This is a genomic window from Burkholderia sp. NRF60-BP8 (assembly GCF_001522585.2).
Taxonomy (GTDB): domain Bacteria; phylum Pseudomonadota; class Gammaproteobacteria; order Burkholderiales; family Burkholderiaceae; genus Burkholderia.
In genome coordinates this window covers 1,700,113-1,720,146 of sequence record NZ_CP013373.1, presented here as the reverse complement: position 1 = coordinate 1,720,146, position 20,034 = coordinate 1,700,113, and the positions used below count along the sequence as shown (strand labels likewise).

The 20,034-nt window shown below is 67.1% G+C and carries 16 protein-coding genes; 4 read left to right on the top strand and 12 right to left on the bottom strand.

The window, feature by feature from the left end:
- Window positions 1-43: 43 nt before the first annotated feature.
- A complete protein-coding gene (locus WS54_RS33750) occupies window positions 44-322 on the bottom strand; it encodes a hypothetical protein (RefSeq protein ID WP_082725186.1) in 279 nt (92 codons plus the stop codon).
- 21 nt (window positions 323-343) lie between these two features.
- On the opposite strand from WS54_RS33750, the gene WS54_RS21385 reads away from it, so the two are divergent.
- Window positions 344-871, top strand: coding sequence for a DedA family protein (locus tag WS54_RS21385; RefSeq protein ID WP_059785978.1), 528 nt, complete (start codon window positions 344-346; stop codon window positions 869-871).
- Window positions 872-913: 42 nt separating this feature from the next.
- Window positions 914-1,558, top strand: coding sequence for a class I SAM-dependent methyltransferase (locus WS54_RS21380; protein ID WP_108041938.1), 645 nt, complete (start codon window positions 914-916; stop codon window positions 1,556-1,558).
- 112 nt (window positions 1,559-1,670) lie between these two features.
- On the opposite strand, the gene WS54_RS21375 is transcribed toward WS54_RS21380, so the two are convergent.
- The 7 genes from WS54_RS21375 to WS54_RS21340 form a co-directional block, all read right to left on the bottom strand.
- Window positions 1,671-2,699 carry a fimbrial protein gene (locus WS54_RS21375; protein WP_059785668.1) on the bottom strand — a complete coding sequence of 343 codons (1,029 nt, stop codon included), beginning with the start codon at window positions 2,697-2,699 and terminating at the stop codon, window positions 1,671-1,673.
- On the bottom strand, window positions 2,696-3,442 hold the full coding sequence (locus WS54_RS21370) for a fimbrial biogenesis chaperone (RefSeq protein WP_059785665.1): 747 nt from the start codon (window positions 3,440-3,442) through the stop codon (window positions 2,696-2,698). The genes WS54_RS21375 and WS54_RS21370 overlap by 4 nt, the downstream gene beginning before the upstream one ends.
- A 17-nt stretch (window positions 3,443-3,459) precedes the next feature.
- Complete coding sequence (locus WS54_RS21365; protein ID WP_059785661.1) at window positions 3,460-5,910, bottom strand: fimbria/pilus outer membrane usher protein; 2,451 nt, start codon at window positions 5,908-5,910, stop codon at window positions 3,460-3,462.
- Window positions 5,911-6,032: 122 nt separating this feature from the next.
- On the bottom strand, window positions 6,033-6,545 hold the full coding sequence (locus tag WS54_RS21360) for a fimbrial protein (protein WP_034207269.1): 513 nt from the start codon (window positions 6,543-6,545) through the stop codon (window positions 6,033-6,035).
- Between the two features lie 847 nt (window positions 6,546-7,392).
- Window positions 7,393-8,853: an efflux transporter outer membrane subunit gene (locus WS54_RS21350; protein ID WP_059785976.1), complete on the bottom strand. Its 1,461-nt coding sequence runs from the start codon at window positions 8,851-8,853 to the stop codon at window positions 7,393-7,395.
- On the bottom strand, window positions 8,853-11,993 hold the full coding sequence (locus tag WS54_RS21345; RefSeq protein WP_059785658.1) for a multidrug efflux RND transporter permease subunit: 3,141 nt from the start codon (window positions 11,991-11,993) through the stop codon (window positions 8,853-8,855). Before WS54_RS21345 ends, WS54_RS21350 begins: the two co-directional genes overlap by 1 nt.
- A 15-nt stretch (window positions 11,994-12,008) precedes the next feature.
- A complete protein-coding gene (locus tag WS54_RS21340; RefSeq protein WP_059785655.1) occupies window positions 12,009-13,211 on the bottom strand; it encodes a MexX/AxyX family multidrug efflux RND transporter periplasmic adaptor subunit in 1,203 nt (400 codons plus the stop codon).
- A 151-nt stretch (window positions 13,212-13,362) separates the two neighbouring features.
- On the opposite strand from WS54_RS21340, the gene WS54_RS21335 reads away from it, so the two are divergent.
- The gene (locus tag WS54_RS21335; RefSeq protein WP_059785652.1) at window positions 13,363-14,025 is read left to right on the top strand and encodes a TetR family transcriptional regulator; all 663 of its coding nucleotides are present in this window, start codon (window positions 13,363-13,365) and stop codon (window positions 14,023-14,025) included.
- A gap of 322 nt (window positions 14,026-14,347) precedes the next feature.
- Window positions 14,348-15,613, top strand: a complete 1,266-nt coding sequence (locus WS54_RS21330) for a M23 family metallopeptidase (protein WP_059785649.1) — start codon at window positions 14,348-14,350, stop codon at window positions 15,611-15,613.
- Between the two features lie 140 nt (window positions 15,614-15,753).
- Here the strand turns inward: WS54_RS21330 and WS54_RS21325 are convergent, their stop codons facing one another.
- The 4 genes from WS54_RS21325 to WS54_RS21310 form a co-directional block, all read right to left on the bottom strand.
- On the bottom strand, window positions 15,754-16,476 hold the full coding sequence (locus WS54_RS21325) for an amino acid ABC transporter permease (protein WP_034207264.1): 723 nt from the start codon (window positions 16,474-16,476) through the stop codon (window positions 15,754-15,756).
- Between the two features lie 2 nt (window positions 16,477-16,478).
- Window positions 16,479-17,201 carry an amino acid ABC transporter permease gene (locus WS54_RS21320; RefSeq protein ID WP_059785646.1) on the bottom strand — a complete coding sequence of 241 codons (723 nt, stop codon included), beginning with the start codon at window positions 17,199-17,201 and terminating at the stop codon, window positions 16,479-16,481.
- Between the two features lie 94 nt (window positions 17,202-17,295).
- The gene (locus tag WS54_RS21315; protein WP_059498964.1) at window positions 17,296-18,111 is read right to left on the bottom strand and encodes an ABC transporter substrate-binding protein; all 816 of its coding nucleotides are present in this window, start codon (window positions 18,109-18,111) and stop codon (window positions 17,296-17,298) included.
- Between the two features lie 448 nt (window positions 18,112-18,559).
- Window positions 18,560-19,864 (bottom strand): MFS family transporter, encoded by a 1,305-nt coding sequence (locus tag WS54_RS21310; RefSeq protein ID WP_034207261.1) that lies wholly within the window; start codon window positions 19,862-19,864, stop codon window positions 18,560-18,562.
- Window positions 19,865-20,034: the final 170 nt, after the last annotated feature.

The following is a 20,034-nucleotide window of genomic DNA, read 5'->3' as shown; positions in this document are numbered from 1 at the left end:
ATCGCTCCTCGATTGGCGAGGTCGCCAGCCTGACGGACCGCGATTAAAAACTTCTTAAAGCCGAGGGGCCACGATGCGCATCGATCGCCGCATTGCCGGCGCAATGCATCCGGCGCTTTCCAGAGAGGCCCGCCATGACCGTGTTCCGTTCTTCGATTTCGTTGCTGCGATGCAAGACGGCGCGGCGCGCCACCTTCGCGCCGGGCCGGTGCGCGCCATTCTGGCATGGAAGGCCGCACGCGTCGTGTCCGTCGTGTCCGTCGTGTCCGTTGTGTTCGTTGTGTTCGTTGTGTTCGTCGTCTTCGTCGTGCTCGTCGTGCACGGGTCGCACGGGAGCCGCGCGATGAACCAGTTCGCCACGCTCGTCCCGTTCGGCCTCGCGCTGAGCCTTGCCAGCGCCAACAGCATCGTCTGCCTCGCCGGGCTGTCGCTGATCGAACGACTGATTCCCGTGCTGCCGTCGCACGTGCTGCTCGCGATGATCGGCATCGCCGGTGCGCAAGGCGCGTGGACCTTGCCGGAAGCGATCGTCGTCACGGTGCTCGGCAGTTTCGCCGGCTGCCTCTTTCATTACGCGCTCGGCAATCTGTGGCCGGAAGACAGCGTGCTGACCCTGCTGCGCCGCCTCGCGCCGCTGGGCCGGCTGCAGCCCGCCAGAATCGACGCACTGATCGAAAACATCCGCGCGCGGCCCACGCGGCTCGCCCTGTGGTCGCAACTGGTGCCATTCGTCCGGCTCGTCGCGCCGGCGCTCGCCGGATTGCTGGAAACGAGCTTCACGCGTTTCGCGTCCGGCGCCGCGGCCGGCATTGCGCTATGGAACACGCTGTTCATCACGGCCGGCTATCTCGCCGCGCAAGCGGTCGCCTAGCCGCGCCTGTCATTGACCGATCGACCCTCCAGGAGCCTGTCGATGCGAATCCCCGAATGGATGCTGTTTCTGCGTAGCTGGTGGCGCAATCCGCGCCGGGTCGGCGCACTCGCGCCGTCCGGTCCGGCGCTCGCCGCGTTGATCACCGCACAGGTGCCGTGCGACGGCGCGTCCGTGATCGAACTCGGCGCCGGCACCGGCGTGTTCACGCGCGCGCTGCTCGCACGCGGCGTCGCGAGCGAGCGGCTGGTGTTGGTGGAAGCCGATCACGCGTTCGCGAACGCGCTGCGGCGTCAATTTCCGGCGTTGCGGGTGATGCAGATGGATGCGGCCGAGCTCGGGACGACCGGCGACTTCTTCGGCGGGCAGCGCGCGCACGCGATCGTGAGCGGGTTGCCGCTCGTCGCGATGCCGGTCGAACAAGCCGTCGCGATCGTGCAGTGCGCATTTGCGCGCCATCTGGCTGCCGGTGGCGCGTTCCATCAGTTCACCTATGTGCCGCGCTGCCCGATTCCCGCGCGCCATCTGGAAGCCATGCGCGTTCGCGCCGTGCGGGTCGGAGTCGCGTGGATGAATTTTCCGCCGGCCTTCGTGTACCGGTTCGAACGGCTGGGTGAGGTGGTCGTCCGGCACCGGGCCGGTGCGAAGCCGTCGCTGGATGAGGTTGCTCGAACAACGGCTTCGTAGGGTCGCGACACGGCCCGGCTGTTCGTGCTGCCGGGCGTTGCCCCGGCGACGGGCCGCGCGCATTCGCTCGGGTCACGCCGATCCCGGTCAATGGATCGACGCCGCACAACGCTCAATACAGGAAAATCCGGATCGTTGCGGCCGCATCGAACGGCCCGATCTTCGGTGGTCCGAACGACTTGAGCACCGCATCGAGCAACACGCTCTGATTCGTGACGTTGGCCGGAAACTGCGTGAGCGTGAACTGCTTGTTGAACTCGATCGCCTTGCCCTGGCTGTCCTCGAGGCCGATGCCGAAGTTGCTCTTGCTGTCAGGCACCAGCAAGCCGTTCTGCACGATGCCTTTCGTCGCTTCGAAGTAACCGTCGACGCGCACCGGGATGCTGCATTTCTTCGTCAGCGACAGCGAAAACCGCCGGCGCGGCACGGCCGGCAGGAAGCCGTTGCCGGACGTCTGCACCTGCCCGAAATTGACGATGCCCGGCTCGGGCGTCACCAGCACGTCGACCGTGCATGGCGTCGGCTTGAGCTTTTGCAATCCGCTCAGGTAGTAACGGAAGCTCCCGTTGCTGTTCAGCCCGCGCTCGCCGTCGAACTGGAACACCGCGTAGACGTCCGACGGCGGCGTCACCCACGTTCCGCGCTTGCGCACGACGATCTGATACGTGATGCTGATCGGCACCTTGGGGCACCGCCCTTGCCCGACCTCCCAATCGCTCAAATGGCACACACCGACGGAGCTGCCCGTATCGATGCGATCGCCCTGCAGGTTGCCGCGCCCGTAATGGTCTTCGCCACCGTAGCGAATGCCGACTTCGAGCCCCCATGCAGCCGGATTCTGCATCGCCGGATTCGCGTAGAAGTAAACCTGCTCGGGGAAGTTCTGCAGCCTGGGAATATCCTTGTAGCAATAGCCGGTCGTCGTGCGCGGCGGAGAAACCCAGATCACGTAGCCGTCCGGCGCGTCGGTCGGATACGACGCGACGTTGCCGATCGATTCGGTCAGCGACATGCCGCTGCCGTTCGCGACGCATTTCAACGCCCACGCCGGCTGCGCAAGCGCGACGAACAGCGCGAGCACCCACCACCGGAGCCACCCGGGCGTTCGCGTCGCCGCCCCGCTTCGAGCGCCCCCGCTCATTTCTTCACGCTCTTGCACACACCGGCCTCGCACGCATACTCGACCGCCACCTGGCCGCCGTAATCGTCGATATGCGTGACGAACAGCGTCGACGGCGTCGCCGCCTTGAACGGCACGTCGGCCGTGCTCATCGGGCTCACCATCGTCGGCTCGATCGGCACCGGCGTTTTTTGCGCGCCCGCGCTCACGTCGACCACCGTCACGTGGTACGGCGTCGGATTGTCGAACACCAGCTTGTGCGCGGCCGCATCCACCCGCAGCGTCATCGGCAGCGTCCAGTCCTCGTCGCGGGCGGGCTGCACGGCCTTCGGCCGGTAGAACAGCTTCATCTGCGTATGCAGCGCGATCTGCAGCGTGTTCGGCGTGTCGGTCTTCGGCGGCACTTCGCGGATGTTCAGGTAGAACACCGTTTCGCGATCGGCGGGCAACTGCGCGCCGGGCAGCTTCGCGATCCGCAGCACGTTGCGCTCGTTCGCCTCCACCCGCTGCAGCGGCGGCACGACCATCAGCGGCGACGTGATCTTGTTGCCCTTCGCATCCTCGAGCCACGACTGCACGAGATACGGATACGTCGTGCTCTTGTTGGCGATCGTCACGATCGCGGCCTGCTCGCCTTCGTTGAAGATCACGCGCGTGCGGTCGGGCACGATCGCCGCATGCGCGGCGCCTGCCAGCACCGCACCGACGGCCGCGAACGCGCACAGCGCGCGCCGCGGGAAAGCAAGGGAGAAAACGTTCTTCATCGCTAGATCCATGGAAATCATCGTTCGACCCGTGCGGCCGCCGCATGCGGCTCGCCGGGTGTCCGGCACGTCAGCGGAATCGGCGTGCCTTCGAGTTGGAGTGAATTCGGCAGTGCGTCGATCGTGCAGAGCGTCCGTTCGCCCGCCCGCACCGCCAGCGTGGATTTCGGCTGAACCTGGGTCAGGAACGCCGCGCCGCCTTCGCCCACGATGCCGAGTTCCTTGCCGTTCGCCGCGTCCTGCACCGACGCACCGAACGGCAGCGGCTTGCCGGCCGCGTCGGTCAGCGTCAGGTACAGGTTGCTGCCGCGCGCCGCGGAAAATTTCACGAAGCCGATCGCGCCGTCGGTCAGCACCATGCGCTGGATCGGGTTCGTGACCTGCACTTCGAGCGGCAGCTTCTCGACGTTGACGGTCGCGTCGTACACGTTGTACGGCGAGATGCCGTCAAGCACCGCGTAGCCGCGCGAGTCGGTATGCGTGAGCGTGCCGGACAGCGGCACGTCGGGCACGCCGTCGGTCGACACCAGCAGCCGCGTATCGCCCGCATTGCCGTTCGCGTGCGCGGACACGCCGTACTGCGTCGCGACGAACGAGCCGTCGACTTCGAGCGACGCGGCCGCATACGCGTTGGCGAGCGTCGACGCCTGCGCGGTGAGCTGGTACGCCGACGTGCGCTGGCGGAAGCTCGCGTTCGCCGACGCGCGGCCGTCGGTCGCGCCCGCATTGACCTGGTACGTGCGGCCGGCCGGGTCGTCGTAGATGTAGCCGGCGTTCACGCTGGTGCTGCCGCTGCCCGTCGTCAGGTTCGACGTGACGGTGTGGTTGCCGCCGATCGGCAGCGTCGCGGTGACCGAGAACTGGTTGCCGCTCGCGCCCGCGCTCTGCGTGCGGAATGCCGACACGCTGACGTTCAGGTTGCGCAGCGTGCCGATCGAGAACGCACGCGTGAGCGTCAGGCCGACCCGCTGCTCGGACGCACGCGCCCAGTAGGTCGTCTGGTCGTACGAGAAATAGGTCGACGTATTGCCGAAGCGCTTCGACATCGTCGCCGAATAGCGCTGCTTGCTGTTGGCGAGGCCGTACGACGTCGGATCGCCGGAGAATTGCGCGAAGTTGGTGTACTCGCGCTCGGAGAAGCGGTAGCCGAAGAAGCGCACGTCGGCATCGAGCCCGTCGAAGTGCTTCGAATAGTTGATGCGATACGAGTTGCCGTTGCGTGTCGCGCCGCTCCACCACAGGCGCGCCCGCGCGTGCGTGACGTCGGCCGACACCGCGCCGAAGGCGCCGAAATCGCGGCCGACGCCGAGTGCGACCGACGTGTAGCCCGACGCCGCGATGAAGCCGCCATACGCGGTGATGTCGAACGGCAGGCCGTACGCGATTTCGCCGAAACCGAAGAACGGCGTGATGCCGGCGCCGCCGAACAGGCGCGGCTTGCCGACCGCGGCCTTGTAGCGCAACTGTCCGGTGCGCGCGAGGAACGGCACGGCGGCGGTCGTCACCTGGAAGCGCTGCACGCTGCCGTCCTCTTCCTCGACCGCGACGTCGAGCGTGCCCTGCACGCTCGTGTTGATGTTCTGCAGCGCGAACGCGCCCGGCGACACGCGCGTCACGTACAGCACGCGGCCGGCCTGCGACACGGTCACGGTCGCGTTGGTGCGCGCCACGCCCGAGATCAGCGGCGCATAGCCGCGCAGCGACGGCGGCAGCATGCGGTCGTCGCTGCGGATCGACGCGCCCGTCAGCGCGAACGTGTCGAAAATGTCCGAGCTCAGGTAGTCGTCGCCGAACGTCACCGTCGACTGGATCGACGGCAGCGCGCGAAATGCGTAAAGCCGGCTGAAGCGGAACGTGCGATCCGCGTACGCCGTGTTACCCACGTTCGATTGCGCCTGGTAGTCGCCGCGCAAGCGCCACGCCGCCCAGTTCGCGCCGACCGTCCCGTAGGCCTGGATCGCGTTCGTCTGCCCGCCGGCCGCACCGAAGTTGCGGTTCGTGTTCGCGATCACGCGATAGTCGAGCATCGCGCCGGGAATCCCTTCGGACCAGTGGTCCGGCGGCAGGTAAGTCGAATCGGTGAATTCGAGCGCGGCCTGCGGAATCGTGATCTTGAGCCGCCCGTCGCTTTTCAGGTAACGCACGGTCGCCCCTTCGATCGCAGCCAGGTCGACGCAACCGCCCCGGAAACGCGGCAGATCCTTGACCAGCGACGGCTTCAGGCCGAACCGCGCGACGAGCTCCGGTCGCAGGCACGGCTTGCCCGCGCCCGTCGCATCGACGGTCACGAATTCGATCGGCTGCAGTCCGAGGTACAGGTCGTTGACCTGCACGTCGAGCATGTACTCGCCGGGCAACGTGAAGTCCGGCTGCGAGAACTGCGACAGGTCGACGTTGCTCGTTCCGTCGATGTCGAGGAACGACGAATTGAATTCCGTCGCATGGCTCTGGCTGCCGACGACCAGCACGGAGACGCAAAGGAAGGAATGTCTGATTCGCACGCGGCGCTACCGGGAGTCCAGGGAGAAGGAAAACGGGAGGAAAGACGAAGGAGGAAGGGACGCACGCCTCCCTCCTCCGGTACGGACGCTTACTGGTAGCGGACCGTGAAGTTCGCGACGCCGTCGGCGGTACCCGGCGTCACGCCGGCTGCCGTCGCTTCGTACATCGCCGCGAAGCGCGCGGTGTTCGTGCCGTTCTGCAGCAGCGTCGGCGCCTTCTGCTCGGCGCCGTTGTCGAGGTATTCGCCCGACGCGGACTGCAGGCGGATGCCGACGTTGGTTGCCGAACCGATCGTGGCGAGCAGCTTCGGCTGGCCGGCGCTCGACGTGCCCGTGAACGTGAAGTACGCGTTCTGCGCGATGCTGGTGTCGCAGTCGGTCAGCTTGATGTCGAACGACACCGGGTCCGACTTGTCGCCGGCTTGCTTGAACTTGTTGGTCGGCACCTTGCCGAGCTGCACGGTCTGGTTGACCGAGTTCGCATCGATGCCGCATGCGCCCGCGACGATCTCGCCCGTGAAGTTGATCGTGCCGGTGCCCGCCGCGAAGGCCGAGGTGGACAGGGCCGCGAGTGCGACGGCGGTCAGGAGAGATTTTTTCATGACGTTTCCCGTAAGGAGTGCAAATGGAATGGACGACGTGGCGGACACAAACGGTAGCGTGTGGTGGCTCCCGTCCGACACGAGGCGGCATTATCGAGATAACAACGAAAGATTTCTGTAAATCATTGTCAAATGCATCTGACAATGTTCGATTCACTCCTCTAGAAGCTCATTCATTCCTTTTGTCTTTCAATTCCGGATCTTTTATCCGCACTCCTTTTTGATTTTCCGGAAGCGCTTGAAGATTAAGGGAATTTTTTGCCGATAATCGTCTCTTCCATATCCCTCCTCGTCGGCACCGACTTGCGCGCGGCCTCCTGCCAAAGGACAAAACATTGTCCAGTGCCGCCATCGTTGTCCGATCGCAACACGAATATCGAATCATTTTCAACTGACAGGAAATTAACGGCGGAATCTTATCAATATGGATTTATCGCGCAAACGATTGCGAAAAGCATACAAACGTTTTACTGCGACACTTTGCCGCCGCGATTGTTTCCAATGCATTGATTAATTCGATCGTCAATTACCGATCGGGAATCTGCAGCATGCGCGGTCGCCGGAACACGCATGGCATGCCGGATTCGATGAAATGGGAAACGAAGAGACGCGGCACGTGCTTGCTCAGGCGGACGACACGATGGGTCTATGGATGCGGGCGGCAGCAGAAGCCGCCGCTGCGCGGCCGGGAGATGAGAACGATGCGCGGGCCGGCAAAAGAAGCGCCGATGGCGCAAGGCGGTACGGTGGGCGGCACGCCCCGTCGAAGTGACGACCGCACATCGAATCGTGCAGCCGCCGTCGTGTTGCCCGGCACGCTGCGGCGCCAGGCAACACATCGCCCATCTCACGCGGAAGCCGCAGCCTCCGCCGATGCCGGCGCCCAGCCGCCGCCGAGCGCGCGATACAGCGCGATCGCGTTCGCGAGCCTGAGCTGCCGGAGCCGGATCAGCTCCTGCCCCGACTCGTACGTGCTGCGCTGTGCGTCGAGCAGTTCGAGATAGGTCGCGACGCCACCCGCATAACGACGCTCCGCGAGCTTCAGCCGCGCGCCGTCCGCCGCATACACGTCCTGCTGCGCGGCAAGCTGCCGGTCGATCCAGTCGCGCGCGGCGAACGCATCGGCCACTTCGCGAAACGCGGTCTGCACGGCTTTCTCGTATTCGGCGACCGCAATGTCCTTGCGCGCGTTCGCGACGTCGAGGTTTGCGCGATTGCGTCCGCCCGCGAAGATCGGCAGCGTGATGCGCGGCGCGAAGGTCCACACGTTCGTGCCGGCCGCGAACAGGTTCGAGAACGCGTCGCTCACTGAGCCGTAGTCGGTCGTCAGCGCGATGCGCGGGAAGAACGCCGCGCGCGCCGCGCCGATGTTCGCGTTCGCGGCTTTCAGCCGTGCCTCGGCCTGGCGGATGTCCGGCCGCCGTTCGAGCAATTCGCTCGGCGCGCCCGGCGCCACGGGTGCGATCGACAGCGTGTCGAGCGCGGTCGCGTCAGCGGGCACGTTGCGCGCGAAATCGCCCGCCAGCAGTTGCAGCGCCCGCACGGCCTGCGCATGCTCGCGCTGCAGCGCGGCCTGCGACGCGCGCGCGGACGCGACCAGCATCTCGGCCGAGCGCAGCTCGATCGCGTCGCTCGTGCCGGCGGCATAGCGACGTTGCGTGAGCGCGGCGATCCGCTCGCGCGCATCGAGCGTGCGCTGCGCGAGCGCCCGCTGCTCGTGCAGTGCACGTTCCGATACGTACGCGCCCGCCACTTCGGCGATCACGCCGATGCGGACCGTGCGCTGCGCGTCGGCCGTCGCGAAGTATTCGGCGAGCGCCGCGTCGGACAGGTTGCGCACGCGGCCGAACAGGTCGAGCTCGTACGCGCTGACGCCGACGCCCGCGCGATACAGTCCGCTGATCGCGCTTTCGCGCACGACCGGATCGTACTGGCGCGCGCGCTCATAGCCGAGCTGCGCATCGACCGACGGCATCCGGTCCGAGCGTTGCACGCCGTACAACGCACGCGCTTCCTCGAGCCGGCCGGCCGCGATCCGCAGGTCGCGGTTGTTCGCGAGCGCCGCATCGATCCACGCCTGCAGCGCCGGATCGGTGAAATACGCATGCCAGTCGTCGAGCAACGCGGCATCCTGCGCCGCGGCCGGTTCGGCCGCCGGCGCGTTACTGCCGTCGACCGGCGCATAGCTTGCCGGCACCGGCGCCGCCGGACGCTCGTAACGCGGCGCGAGCGAGCAGCCGGCGAGCGCGAGTGCAGCGGCCAGCGCGACCGGAGCCCGCCGCGCGGCGCATACGTTCAGCGCAAACATCATGGTTGCGAACCCTCCATCGTCGCCGGCCGCGACCCGCCGCGCCGGCGCGGGCCGACGTCGAACAGGCGGCCGACGATCACGAAAAACAGCGGGACGAGAAACACCGCGAGCACGGTCGCCGTGATCACGCCGCCGAGCACGCCTGTGCCGATCGCCCTCTGCGCGCCGGACGCGGCGCCCGATGCGAACGCGAGCGGCAGTACGCCGACGCCGAACGCGAGCGAGGTCATCACGATCGGCCGCAGCCGCAGGCGCGCGGCCTCGAGCGCCGCGTCGACGAGCGGCATGCGCTGCGCCACGAGATCCTTCGCGACTTCGACGATCAGGATCGCGTTCTTCGCCGACAGCCCGATCGTCGCGATCAGCCCCACCTTGAAATAGATGTCGTTCGGCATCGCCCGCAGCGTCACGCCGAGCACCGCGCCGATCACGCCGAGCGGGACGACCAGCATCACTGCGAACGGAATCGACCAGCTCTCGTAGAGCGCCGCGAGCGCGAGGAACACGACGAGCACCGACAGCGCGAACAGCATCGGCGCCTGCGCGCCCGACAGCCGCTCCTCGAACGATTGCCCCGACCACGCATGGCCGATGCCGGCCGGCAGCGTCGCGGCGATCCGCTCGATCGCGCTCATCGCCTCGCCGCTGCTGTGGCCTGCCGCGGCCGAGCCGTTGATCGTGAACGACGGATAGCCGTTGTAGCGCGTGAGCTGCGGCGGCCCGAGCGTCCAGTGCAGCGTCGCGAACGCCGCGAGCGGCACCATCTCGCCGCGCGCGTTGCGCACGCGCAGCTTCCGCACGTCGTCCGGATCGAGCCGGTGCAGCCCGTCGGCCTGCACCATCACGCGCCGCACCTGCGTGCCGTGCATGAAGTCGCCGATATAGTCGGAGCCGAACATCACCGCGAGCGTCGTGTTGATCTCGTCCATCGACACGCCGAGCGCGGACGCCTTCGCGCGATCGATGTCGAGCTTCAGTTGCGGCGCGTCCTGCGTGCCCGCGAACATCAGGTCGGTGAGCGCCGGATCCTTGTGCCCCGCCGCGAGCAGTTGCTCGCGCGCGGCGCTGAACGCCGCGTAGTCGAGCCCGCCGCGATTCTGCAGCCGGAAGTCGAAGCCGCTCGACGAACCGAGATCGGGCAGCGCCGGCGAGTTCATCGCGAACACCGTCGTGTTCGGCGTGCCCGCGAAGCGCTCGTTGACGCGCGCGACGATCGACTGCACGTGATCGTGTGCGGCCTTGCGCTCCTTCCAGTTCTTCAGCGTGACGAAGATCATCCCGCCGTTCGGCCCTTCGCCGTACAGGTTGAAGCCGCCGAGCGCATACGTATAGGCGGTCGGCTCGTCGCGGCGGATGCTCGACTCGACCTCGCGCACGCTCTGCATCGTTTCCGCGAGCGGCGTGCCTTGCGGGCGAATCACCATCACCATGAAGTTGCCCTGGTCCTCGTCGGGCAGGAACGCGCTCGGCAACTGCGTGAGCATCAGCGCGGCCGCCGCGGTCAGCGCGCCGTACACGACGAGCCAGCGCAGCGGCTTCTTCAGCATCGTGCCGACCCGTGTCGCGTAGCGCTGCGTCGCGCGCGCGACGAAGCGGTTGAACCAGCCGAAGAAGCCGCGCTTCTCGTGGTGGTCGCCGGACACCGGCTTGAGCAGCGTCGCGCACAGCGCGGGCGTCAGCGACAGCGCGAGAAAGGCCGAGAAGCCGATCGATACCGCGAGCGACAGCGCGAACTGCCGGTAGATGTTGCCCACCGCGCCGCCGAAGAACGCCATCGGCACGAACACCGACGTCAGCACCACGGTGATCCCGACGATCGCGCCGCTGATCTGCCGCATCGCCTTGACGGTCGCGTCGTACGGCCCGAGCCCCTCCTCGACCATCAGCCGCTCGACGTTCTCGACGACGACGATCGCGTCGTCGACGAGGATGCCGATCGCGAGCACCATCCCGAACATCGTCAGCACGTTGATCGAGAAGCCGGCCGCGTACATCACGCCGAACGTGCCCGCGAGCGCGACCGGCACGACGAGCGTCGGGATCAGCGTCGCGCGCAGGTTCTGCATGAACAGGAACATCACGAGGAACACCAGCACGCCGGCCTCGATCAGCGTCGTGACGACCTTGTTCATCGACACGCGCACGAACGAAGACGTCTCGTACGGAATCTGGTATGTCACGCCCGGCGGGAAGTACGCGGACAGCTCGTCCATCGTCGCGCGCACCCGCTTCTCGGTGGCCACCGCGTTCGAGCCCGGTGCGAGCTTGATGCCCATCCCGGTCGCGACCTTGCCGTTCACGTACGACGGATAGTTGTAGTCGTTGCCGCCGAATTCGATGCGTGCGACGTCGCGCAGGAACAGCGCGGAGCCGTCGGCCCGCGCGCGCAACGCAATCGCACCGAAGTCGGCCGGCGTCTTCAGCGGCGCGTCCGCGAACACGGTCGCCGCGATCGGCGCGCTGTCCGGCACCGCGCTGCGGCCGATGTCGCCGATCGTCACGCGCGCGTTGTGCGCCCGCACGGCCGACGCGATGTCCGACGCGGTGAGGCCGTGCCCGGCCAGCTTCACCGGGTCGGGCCAGATCCGCATCGCATATTCGGCGCCCCAGAACTGCACCTTGCCGACGCCCTCGACACGACGCAGCGCCTGCACGACGTTCGCCGACGCGTATTCGCCGAGCTGCACGTCGGTCATCCGGCCGTCGTCGGACGTCAGCGACACGACGAGCTGGATGTTGTCGGCGGCTTTTTCGACCTGGATGCCGTCGCGACGCACCGGCTCGGGCAGGCGCGCATCGACCGTCTTCAGCCGGTTCTGCACTTCGACGGCCGCGAGATCGGCGTTCACGCCCTGCTTGAACGTCAGGTACAGCGACGCCGCTCCGGCGCTGCTCGTCGCGGACGTATACAGCAACCCCGGCGCCCCGTTCATCTCGCGCTCGATCAGCGCGGTCACCGATTCCTCGACGACCTGCGCGGACGCGCCCGGGTACGTCGCATAGATGCTGACGACGGGCGGCGCGATGTCCGGATACTGCGCGACGGGCAGCGCGCGGATCGCGAACAGGCCGCCCAGCATGATGAAGATGGCGATCACCCACGCGAAGACGGGGCGATCGATGAAGAAACGTGCCATGTTGGTTTGAACCGGTCAGGTTTGACGGGCGGCCGCCTGCGAAGCGGCCGCTGCCGGCGCCGCCTTCGACGGCGGCGCCTTCTCGACGGGCTTGACGACCGTATCGGGCGCGAACTGCGCCGCGTCGTCGACGATCACGCGCTCGCCGCCCGCGAGGCCGCGCGTGACGCGCCAGTCGTGGCCGCTCATCTGGTCGGCCGTGACTTCGACGTCCTTGACCTTGCCGTTCGCGCCGACCACGCGCACCGACGTCCGGTCGGTCGTGCGCAACAGCGCGTCGCGCGGCACGAGGATCGCCCGCTGGTCGACCGCCGTGTCGAGCGCGATCCGCACATACGCGCCGGGCAGCAGCTCGCGCTCCGGATTCGGGAACAGCGCGCGCATCGCGACGGTGTCGGTGGTCGGATCGACCGCGAGATCGCTGAACAGCAACTTGCCCTTCAGCGGATACGCGGTGCCGTCGGCGCGCAGCAGCGTCACCGCGACGTCGTGCTGCGCAATGCCCGTCGCGCGCCCGCTCTTCACCGCGCGACGCAATGCGTCGACGTCGGCGGCCGGCTGCGAGAAGTTCACGTAGATCGGATCGAGCTGCTCGACGGTCGTGAGCGGCGTCGCCTGGTCCTGGCCGACGAGCGCGCCCTCGGTCACGAGCGCGCGCCGTGCGCGGCCCGCGATCGGCGCGGTGACGGTCGCGTAGTCGAGCTGTAGCTGAGCCCGCGCGAGTTCGGCCTTCGCGGATGCGACCTCGGCCTTCGCCTGCGTGTCGGCCGCGACGGCCTCGGTGTGGTCGCGCTCGCTCACCGCGCGATCGCGCACGAGGTCGTCGTAACGGCGGCGCTTGTCGGTCGCCGCGAGCGCGGCGGCCTGCGCCTTCGCGAGCGCGCCCTGCGCGGCATCGCGGGCGGCCTTCAGCGGCGCGGGATCGATGCGGAACAGCACCGCGCCCTGCTTCACTTCCTGGCCTTCCTCGTAGGTACGGGCGGTGACGATGCCCGCGACCCGCGCGCGCACCTCCGCCTGCCGATATGCGTCGAGCCGGCCCGGCAGTTCGACGGTCATCGGCACGGCTGTCGGGCGTACCGTCACGACGGTGGCCTGCTTCGCGGTCTCCGGCGCGGCGTTCTTGTCGCCCTTTCCGCATCCCGCCACGGCCAGCAGCGCCGCGAGCGCGAACGGCGCCAGCCCCAGGCGGCGCCACAGGGTGCGTTTGTTATTCATGTTCTGACCTCGGATCACTCGCCGCCGATACAATGCGGCGGCTCAGGGTGGCCGATTATAATCAGTCACGACTGATTAAATACAGGCCGCCTCAATCCGGCGCTCACTTTGTCTCAATAAAACGACAGCGAACTGTAAGGAATTTCACGACATGGCCCGCAAGACCCGGGAAGAATCGCTCGCCATCAAGCACCGGATCCTCGACGCCGCCGAGCTCGTGCTGCTCGAGCGCGGCGTCGCGCAAACCGCGATGGCGGACCTCGCCGAGGCCGCCGGGATGTCGCGGGGCGCCGTCTACGGCCACTACCGCAACAAGATGGAAGTGTGTCTGGCGATGTGCGACCGCGCGTTCGCACGCACCTCCGAAGGTTTCGACGCGGGCGACGGCCTGCCGCCGTTCGCGACGCTGCGGCGCGCCGCGTCGCACTACCTGCAGGAATGCGGCGAGCCGGGCCCGATGCAGCGCGTGCTGGTGATTCTCTATACGAAGTGCGAGCAGAGCGAGGAAAACGGTGCGCTGCAGCGGCGCCGCATGCTGCTCGAATTGCAGATGCTGCGCATCGCCAAGGCGCTGCTGCGTCGCGCGATCACGGCCGGCGAAGTGGCCGCCGATCTCGACGTGCATCTGGCCGCCGTCTATCTCGTGTCGCTGCTCGAAGGTGTGTTCGCATCGATGATCTGGACCAACCGGCTGCGCGGCAACCTGTGGAACGACGCCGAGGCGATGCTCGATGCCGGCTTCGACGCCGTCCGCACCTCCGCCGCTCTGCGCCGCCGCGCGCAAAAATTGCCTGATCGACCAAAATCATCGTAACAAATGCTGATTTAACCCGATTTACCGCAGTACGAAACGAACGAACCGACCCCCTTTAAAATTTTTAACGTTTCGCGGAACATCGGTAGACTGACGCTGTCATCTTTCTTTAGCGTCTGCGTGATAACCGGGTTCGACCCGGTATGCACGCCGCCGTTCGAAGCGGGCCCGCCCCGCGCGTTGGGTCGAACGGAAACGACACAGGCCCCTGGCGGGGCCTGTTTTGTTGCACGCCCGCCGCCCGCCCCGTCGCCGTTCGACGATGTGCCGCCGGCGGCCCTCGCCCACACCCCTTTGAACCGCTTTCCTGGATGTGGACACCTTGGTCAAGTCCGTCGCAACCCCTGATGCCGCCGCGCCCGGTCGTGCGCAGCGCGCCGTGCGCGCGCTCGTGCCGGCCGCCGTGCTCGGTGCGCTCGCCGCATTCGGCCTCGCCGCCGCCCTGCCGGCCGTGTCGCAACTGCCGGGCGCCGTCGACTCGGGCACGGCCGCGCTGCCGCAGCGCGTGCTGTCCGATACGCCGTTTCCCACCGCGCAGCATTTCGTGACGAGCGAGCTCGCCCGCACGATCGGCGAGCGCAACGAACACGTCGATCGCCCCGATCGCAGCTTGCAGCCGGGCCTGTTCGCGCCGCTCAGCGCACATCGCAACGACATGCTCGGCTACGCGAGCCTGTTCCAGTTCGCGTCGCCCGATCCCCGGCACGGGATGCGCGCGGGCGACATCGAGCTCACGCTGTCCGATACGCTGAACCGTCTCGACGTGCCGCCCGAAGTGCGCATCCAGCTCGGCGATCTCGTCACCGGCAAGGTCGCGATGCGCGCGAGTGCGCAGCGCGGCGACTATTACCGCATCGCGTTCGACACGAACGACGGCACGCCGCGCCTCACCGCGCTCGAGCTGCGCGTCGCCGGCCGCACGTTCGGCGCGATCTGGTTCCGCGCGCCGGGCGCCGAGCATGGCGCGTACTACACGCTCGACGGTTCGCCGCTCGAAGCTGCCGCGTTCACGATGCCGGTCAAGTGGACGCGCATCAGCTCGTTCTTCGGCGAGCGCATCCATCCGCTGTCGCAGGCGATGGCATTCCATACGGGCGTGGACCTCGCCGCGCCCAGCGGCACGCCGGTCGATGCGGCCGCGGACGGCGTCGTGTCGTTCGTCGGCACCGATCCGGGCGGCTACGGCCGCTATGTGATCGTCGATCATGCGGACGGCTATTCGACCTACTACGCGCACCTGTCCGCGTTCGCGCGCGGGCTGAAGGTCGGCGAAACCGTGAAGCAAGGCCAGCGCATCGGCTCGGTCGGGATGACCGGTGCCGCAACGGGCCCGCACCTGCATTTCGAGGTGCGAGTCGCGAACGAGCCGGTCGATCCGCTCGTCACGCTCGCGAGCGCGCAGACGGCGCTGTCCGACATGCAGCTCACCGCGTTCCGCCAGGAAGCCGCGCAATGGCGCTTGCGCCTCGCGTCGATCAGTACGACGCCGTTCGCGTTCGCGCAGAACGACGGGCCGCTGTGGGGCGATTTCGCGATCGGTTCGTCGACGCTGCGCGCGGTGTTCGATACGCATTACAGCGCGTCCTGACGCGCGAACGCCGGCACGCACGCCAAGAAGCGCACCGCGACCACAGCAGCATGCTCACGCCCGTCGCCGCTCGACCAGCGGCGACGCGGCCATCCATCTTCATCACCGGGAATCGGCCACCTGCATCGGGCGGCATGCCGTCACCGCGCGGGTTCGGTGCGCTCCGCCGCCTGCGCAATGCGCTGCGCCCTCGGACGGCGCGACAGCAACCAACGCGCCGCGCCGTCGAGCGACGTGCACAGCACCAGATAGATCGCCGCGACGAACAGGAAGATCGGCGCCGGATACACCATCAGCCGGTTGTTCACCTGGGTCGCGACGAACGACAGTTCCGGCACGCCGACGATATACGCGAGCGACGTGTCCTTCACGAGCGCGACCCACTGGTTGACGAACGAAGGCGTCATGATCCGGATCGCCTGCGGCAGCAGCACGTAGCGCACCGTCTGCCAACGCGTGAGGCCGAGCGACAGCCCGGCCTGCCATTGCCCGTCGCCCGCCGCGACGATCCCCGCATGCACCGCATGCGCGAGATACGCGCCGCCGACCAGCGCCAGCGCGCACACGACCGTCGCGAGCCCCGGCACGTCCATGTGCAGCAGCACGGGCATCAGGAAATACGTCCAGAAGATCAGCATCAGCACCGGAATCGCGCGAAAGAAGCCGATGAATGCGAGCAGCAGCACGCGCGCCGGACCGCGTGCGAGCGCCATCGCGACGCCGAGCGCCACGCCGAGCCCGGCCGACGCGATCGCGGACGCGAGCGCCAGCACCAGCGACAGCGCGGCGCCGCCGAGCGGACCGTCCGGGAACGCGCCGACGAGCAGGTACGGCAAATTGGAGACGAGCAGCGAAAGATCCATCGTCAGCGCCCCGCTCCGAGCCGGTCGCGCCATTGCGTGGCCGCATACGCACCGGCCTCGATCGCGGCCACCGCCGCGACGTACAGCAACGTCGCGACGCCGAACGCGGCGAACGTCTTGAACGTTTCGGTCTCGACCTGGCGCGACGCATACGACAGCTCGGCGACGCCGATCGCCATCGCGAGCGACGAGTTCTTCACGAGATTCATGTATTGGCCGAACAGCGGCGGCAGCGCGATGCGCACGGCCTGCGGCAGCACCACGTAGCGCAGCGACTGCATCGGCGTGAGGCCGAGCGCGGCCGCCGCATCGTGTTGCGCACGTCGCACGCCGCGCAGGCCGGCCTCGCATTCCTCGGCGACGAATGCCGCGGTATAGGCGCTCAAGCCGACCCAGCCCGCGACGAATTCGAACGACGGCCACGCGAGCGTGAACGGGCCCACGCTCGCCGCATGGCGCGCGTTGAGCCACGCGATCCACGTATCGGGCAGCAACGACGCGACGCCGAAATACCAGAACAGCAACTGCACGAGCAGCGGCGTGTTGCGGAACGCGACGACGTAGGTGGCGGCGACCGCGCGCGGCGCCCTGCCGCGCGCATGCCGCATCACGGCGAGCAGTAGCCCGCCGACGGTCGCGGCGACCGCCGACGCGGCCGCGAGGCCGAGTGTCAGCAGGAAGCCCTGCCAGAGCCAGGACAGATATTTGGGAGCCAACCCGAGCATGCTGTGGCGCGCGCACGAAGCGCACGTTCGGATGAAAACAAAAAGCGCCGCACGGCCGATGTTCAGGCCGGTCGCGGCGCACGTGCGAGACCGCTCAGGTCTTGTCGCCGATACGGAAAATGCGCGTGAGCGGCGTTTTCGTGGTCGGCCCGAACCATGCGTCGTAGATCTGCGTGGCGCGACCGCTCGCCTCGAGCCCCTTCAGCGTGTCGTTGACGAAGCCGAGCAGGCGCGTCTCGCCTTTCGGCACGCCGACGCCCATGTAGTCGTTCGAGATCGTGAACGCCGGGATCTCGTAGTTCTGCTTGTCGGGCACGTTCGCGAGCAGGCCGATCAGTTTCGGGCCGTCCTGCGTGATGGCCTGCACGTTGCCGGCGCGCAGCGCGGCGAACGCGAACGGCGTGTCGTCGTACGCGACGATCGTCGCCTTCGGGAATTTCTCGCGCAGCGTGATCTCGTTGGTCGTGCCCTTGTCCGCGCCGACGCGCAGGCCGTTCAACTGGTCGGCCGATTTCAGCACGCCCTTCTTCGCGAGAAACTGCTGGCCCGACGAGAAATACGGAATGCTGAAGTCGACCTGCTTCGCGCGCTCGTCGGTGATCGTGAAATTCGCGAGCACGAGATCGACCTTGCCGGACGTCAGGAACGGGATGCGATTCGCGGGGTTGGTCGGTTGCAGCTGCAGCTTCACGCCGAGCTTGTCGGCCAGCGCCTTCGCGTAATCGACGTCGAGACCGACGATGCGGTTGCTTTTCGCGTCGACATAGCCGAACGGCGGATTGCTGTCGAACGTCGCGACGCGCAGCACGCCGGCCTTCCTGATGTCGTCGAGACGGTCCGCATGCGCGACGGTGCCTGCGGTAACGAGCGCGACCCCGATGAGCCACGTAGCGAGCGTGTTGATTTTCATGAGCACGACCTGATTTGTTATGGAGGCCGCCGCGGATCGCGCGGCGGCACGGTTCGAAGAACATCGCGACGAAGTGTGTCGTCGCGAAGCCGCTAACGTATCAGCGCGCGCGGCGAATTCGAACCAACAATTGGTGCTTTGCTCTGCGGGTTTCGTGATGAGGCGCGCGGGCTGCAGGCACGCGCTGCCGCATAAAAAAACGCCCGCTGCAAGCAGCGGGCGCGAATCCCAGTCAAGGAGGTGTCACACGAACTACGCAGTCAGATTAAGGAAATCGCGCGCCGTGGACAACGAATCGATTTCCATATCGATATGACGCGGCACGCTCGTGCCGGCACGTGCCGGGTCGAACAGCGGATTTCGCCGCACGTGTCATCACACGCCGCAAAAAAAACCGCTAACCGACCGGACGTTCGTCATCGTGCAAGTCCGCGCGACGCGCATCCGATCACGGCTCGTGGCGCAGATACCCTTCCTTGCTCGGATCGCGCATGCGCCACGACACGATCAGCGAGATCGCGCACAGCACGGTCACGTACCAGTAGAAGGTTTCCTCGCTGCCGATCGACTTGAACCACAGCGCGACGTACTCGGCCGAGCCGCCGAAGATCGCGTTCGCGACCGCATACGACAGGCCCACCCCCATCGCGCGCACTTCCGGCGGGAACATCTCGGCCTTGATGAGGCCGCTGATCGACGTGTAGAAGCTGACGATCGCCAGCGCGACCGTGATCAGCACGAACGCGGCCACGGGGCTCGTCACGTCCTTCAGCGCATGCATCAGCGGCACCGTGCCGATCACCGCGAACGCACCGAACAGGATCATCGACGTGCGGCGGCCGATCTTGTCCGACAGCGCGCCGAACACCGGCTGCATCAGCATGTAGACGAGCAGCGCGACGGTCATCACGTTGCTGGCCGTCTTCGCGTGCATGCCGGCGGTGTTGACCAGGTACTTCTGCATGTACGTCGTGAACGTGTAGAAGATCAGCGAGCCGCCGGCCGTGAAGCCGACCACCGTGAAGAACGCCCCCTTGTGTTGCCACACGCCGCGGATCGTGCCGGCGTCCTTCTTGTCGCGCGATGCGCTCGTCGACGTCTCGTCGAGCGACTTTCGCAGGTACAGCGAGATCAGCGCGGCCGCCGCGCCGACCACGAACGGAATGCGCCAGCCCCATGCTTTCAGCTCGCCGGCCGACAGCGTCTGCTGCAGGATCACGAGCACCAGCAGCGCGCACAGCTGGCCGCCGATCAGCGTCACGTACTGGAACGACGCGAAGAAGCCGCGACGGCCCTTCAGCGCGACTTCACTCATGTAGGTCGCGCTGGTGCCGTATTCGCCGCCGACGGAGAGCCCCTGGAACAGGCGCGCGACCAGCAGCAGTGCCGGCGCGAGCGCGCCGATCTGCGCATAGGTCGGCAGCACCGCGATCACGAGCGAGCCGCCGCACATCATCAGCACCGAGATCATCATCGCCGTGCGACGGCCGTGACGGTCGGCGATGCGGCCGAACAGCCAACCGCCGATCGGACGCATCAGGAAGCCGGCCGCGAACACGCCCGCCGTGTTCAGCAGCTGGGTCGTCGTGTTGCCGCTCGGGAAGAATGCCGGCGCGAAGTACAGCGCGCAGAACGAGTAGATATAGAAGTCGAACCACTCGACGAGGTTGCCCGACGAGGCGCCGACGATGGCGAACACGCGCCGCCGGGTGTCATGCGCGGACAGCGCAGCTTGGTCGGTCTGGACGTCCATGGGTTGGTCTGTTCCTTTTAGTGCTTTCTGGGCGAGACGGCTGGGCCGCCGCGTGCGGTCGCGCGTGGCACCGGTTCCGGCGCACGGCGCTACGGGATTTTAGCGAAATGTAAAGTAACAAGCGCTCCGGGTTCGTCCGGATGTAGAAAATTTTTCTCCGGCCGCGCGTT

Bases quoted from the DNA above. Each gene is read 5' to 3' on its own strand.
- WS54_RS21385 (WP_059785978.1), top strand. From the start codon at position 344: ATGAACCAGTTCGCCACGCTCGTCCCGTTCGGCCTCGCGCTGAGCCTT.
- WS54_RS21380 (WP_108041938.1), top strand. From the start codon at position 914: ATGCGAATCCCCGAATGGATGCTGTTTCTGCGTAGCTGGTGGCGCAAT.
- WS54_RS21375 (WP_059785668.1), bottom strand. From the start codon at position 2,699: ATGAGCGGGGGCGCTCGAAGCGGGGCGGCGACGCGAACGCCCGGGTGG.
- WS54_RS21370 (WP_059785665.1), bottom strand. From the start codon at position 3,442: ATGAAGAACGTTTTCTCCCTTGCTTTCCCGCGGCGCGCGCTGTGCGCG.
- WS54_RS21360 (WP_034207269.1), bottom strand. From the start codon at position 6,545: ATGAAAAAATCTCTCCTGACCGCCGTCGCACTCGCGGCCCTGTCCACC.
- WS54_RS21350 (WP_059785976.1), bottom strand. From the start codon at position 8,853: ATGTTTGCGCTGAACGTATGCGCCGCGCGGCGGGCTCCGGTCGCGCTG.
- WS54_RS21345 (WP_059785658.1), bottom strand. From the start codon at position 11,993: ATGGCACGTTTCTTCATCGATCGCCCCGTCTTCGCGTGGGTGATCGCC.
- WS54_RS21340 (WP_059785655.1), bottom strand. From the start codon at position 13,211: ATGAATAACAAACGCACCCTGTGGCGCCGCCTGGGGCTGGCGCCGTTC.
- WS54_RS21335 (WP_059785652.1), top strand. From the start codon at position 13,363: ATGGCCCGCAAGACCCGGGAAGAATCGCTCGCCATCAAGCACCGGATC.
- WS54_RS21325 (WP_034207264.1), bottom strand. From the start codon at position 16,476: ATGGATCTTTCGCTGCTCGTCTCCAATTTGCCGTACCTGCTCGTCGGC.
- WS54_RS21320 (WP_059785646.1), bottom strand. From the start codon at position 17,201: ATGCTCGGGTTGGCTCCCAAATATCTGTCCTGGCTCTGGCAGGGCTTC.
- WS54_RS21315 (WP_059498964.1), bottom strand. From the start codon at position 18,111: ATGAAAATCAACACGCTCGCTACGTGGCTCATCGGGGTCGCGCTCGTT.
- WS54_RS21310 (WP_034207261.1), bottom strand. From the start codon at position 19,864: ATGGACGTCCAGACCGACCAAGCTGCGCTGTCCGCGCATGACACCCGG.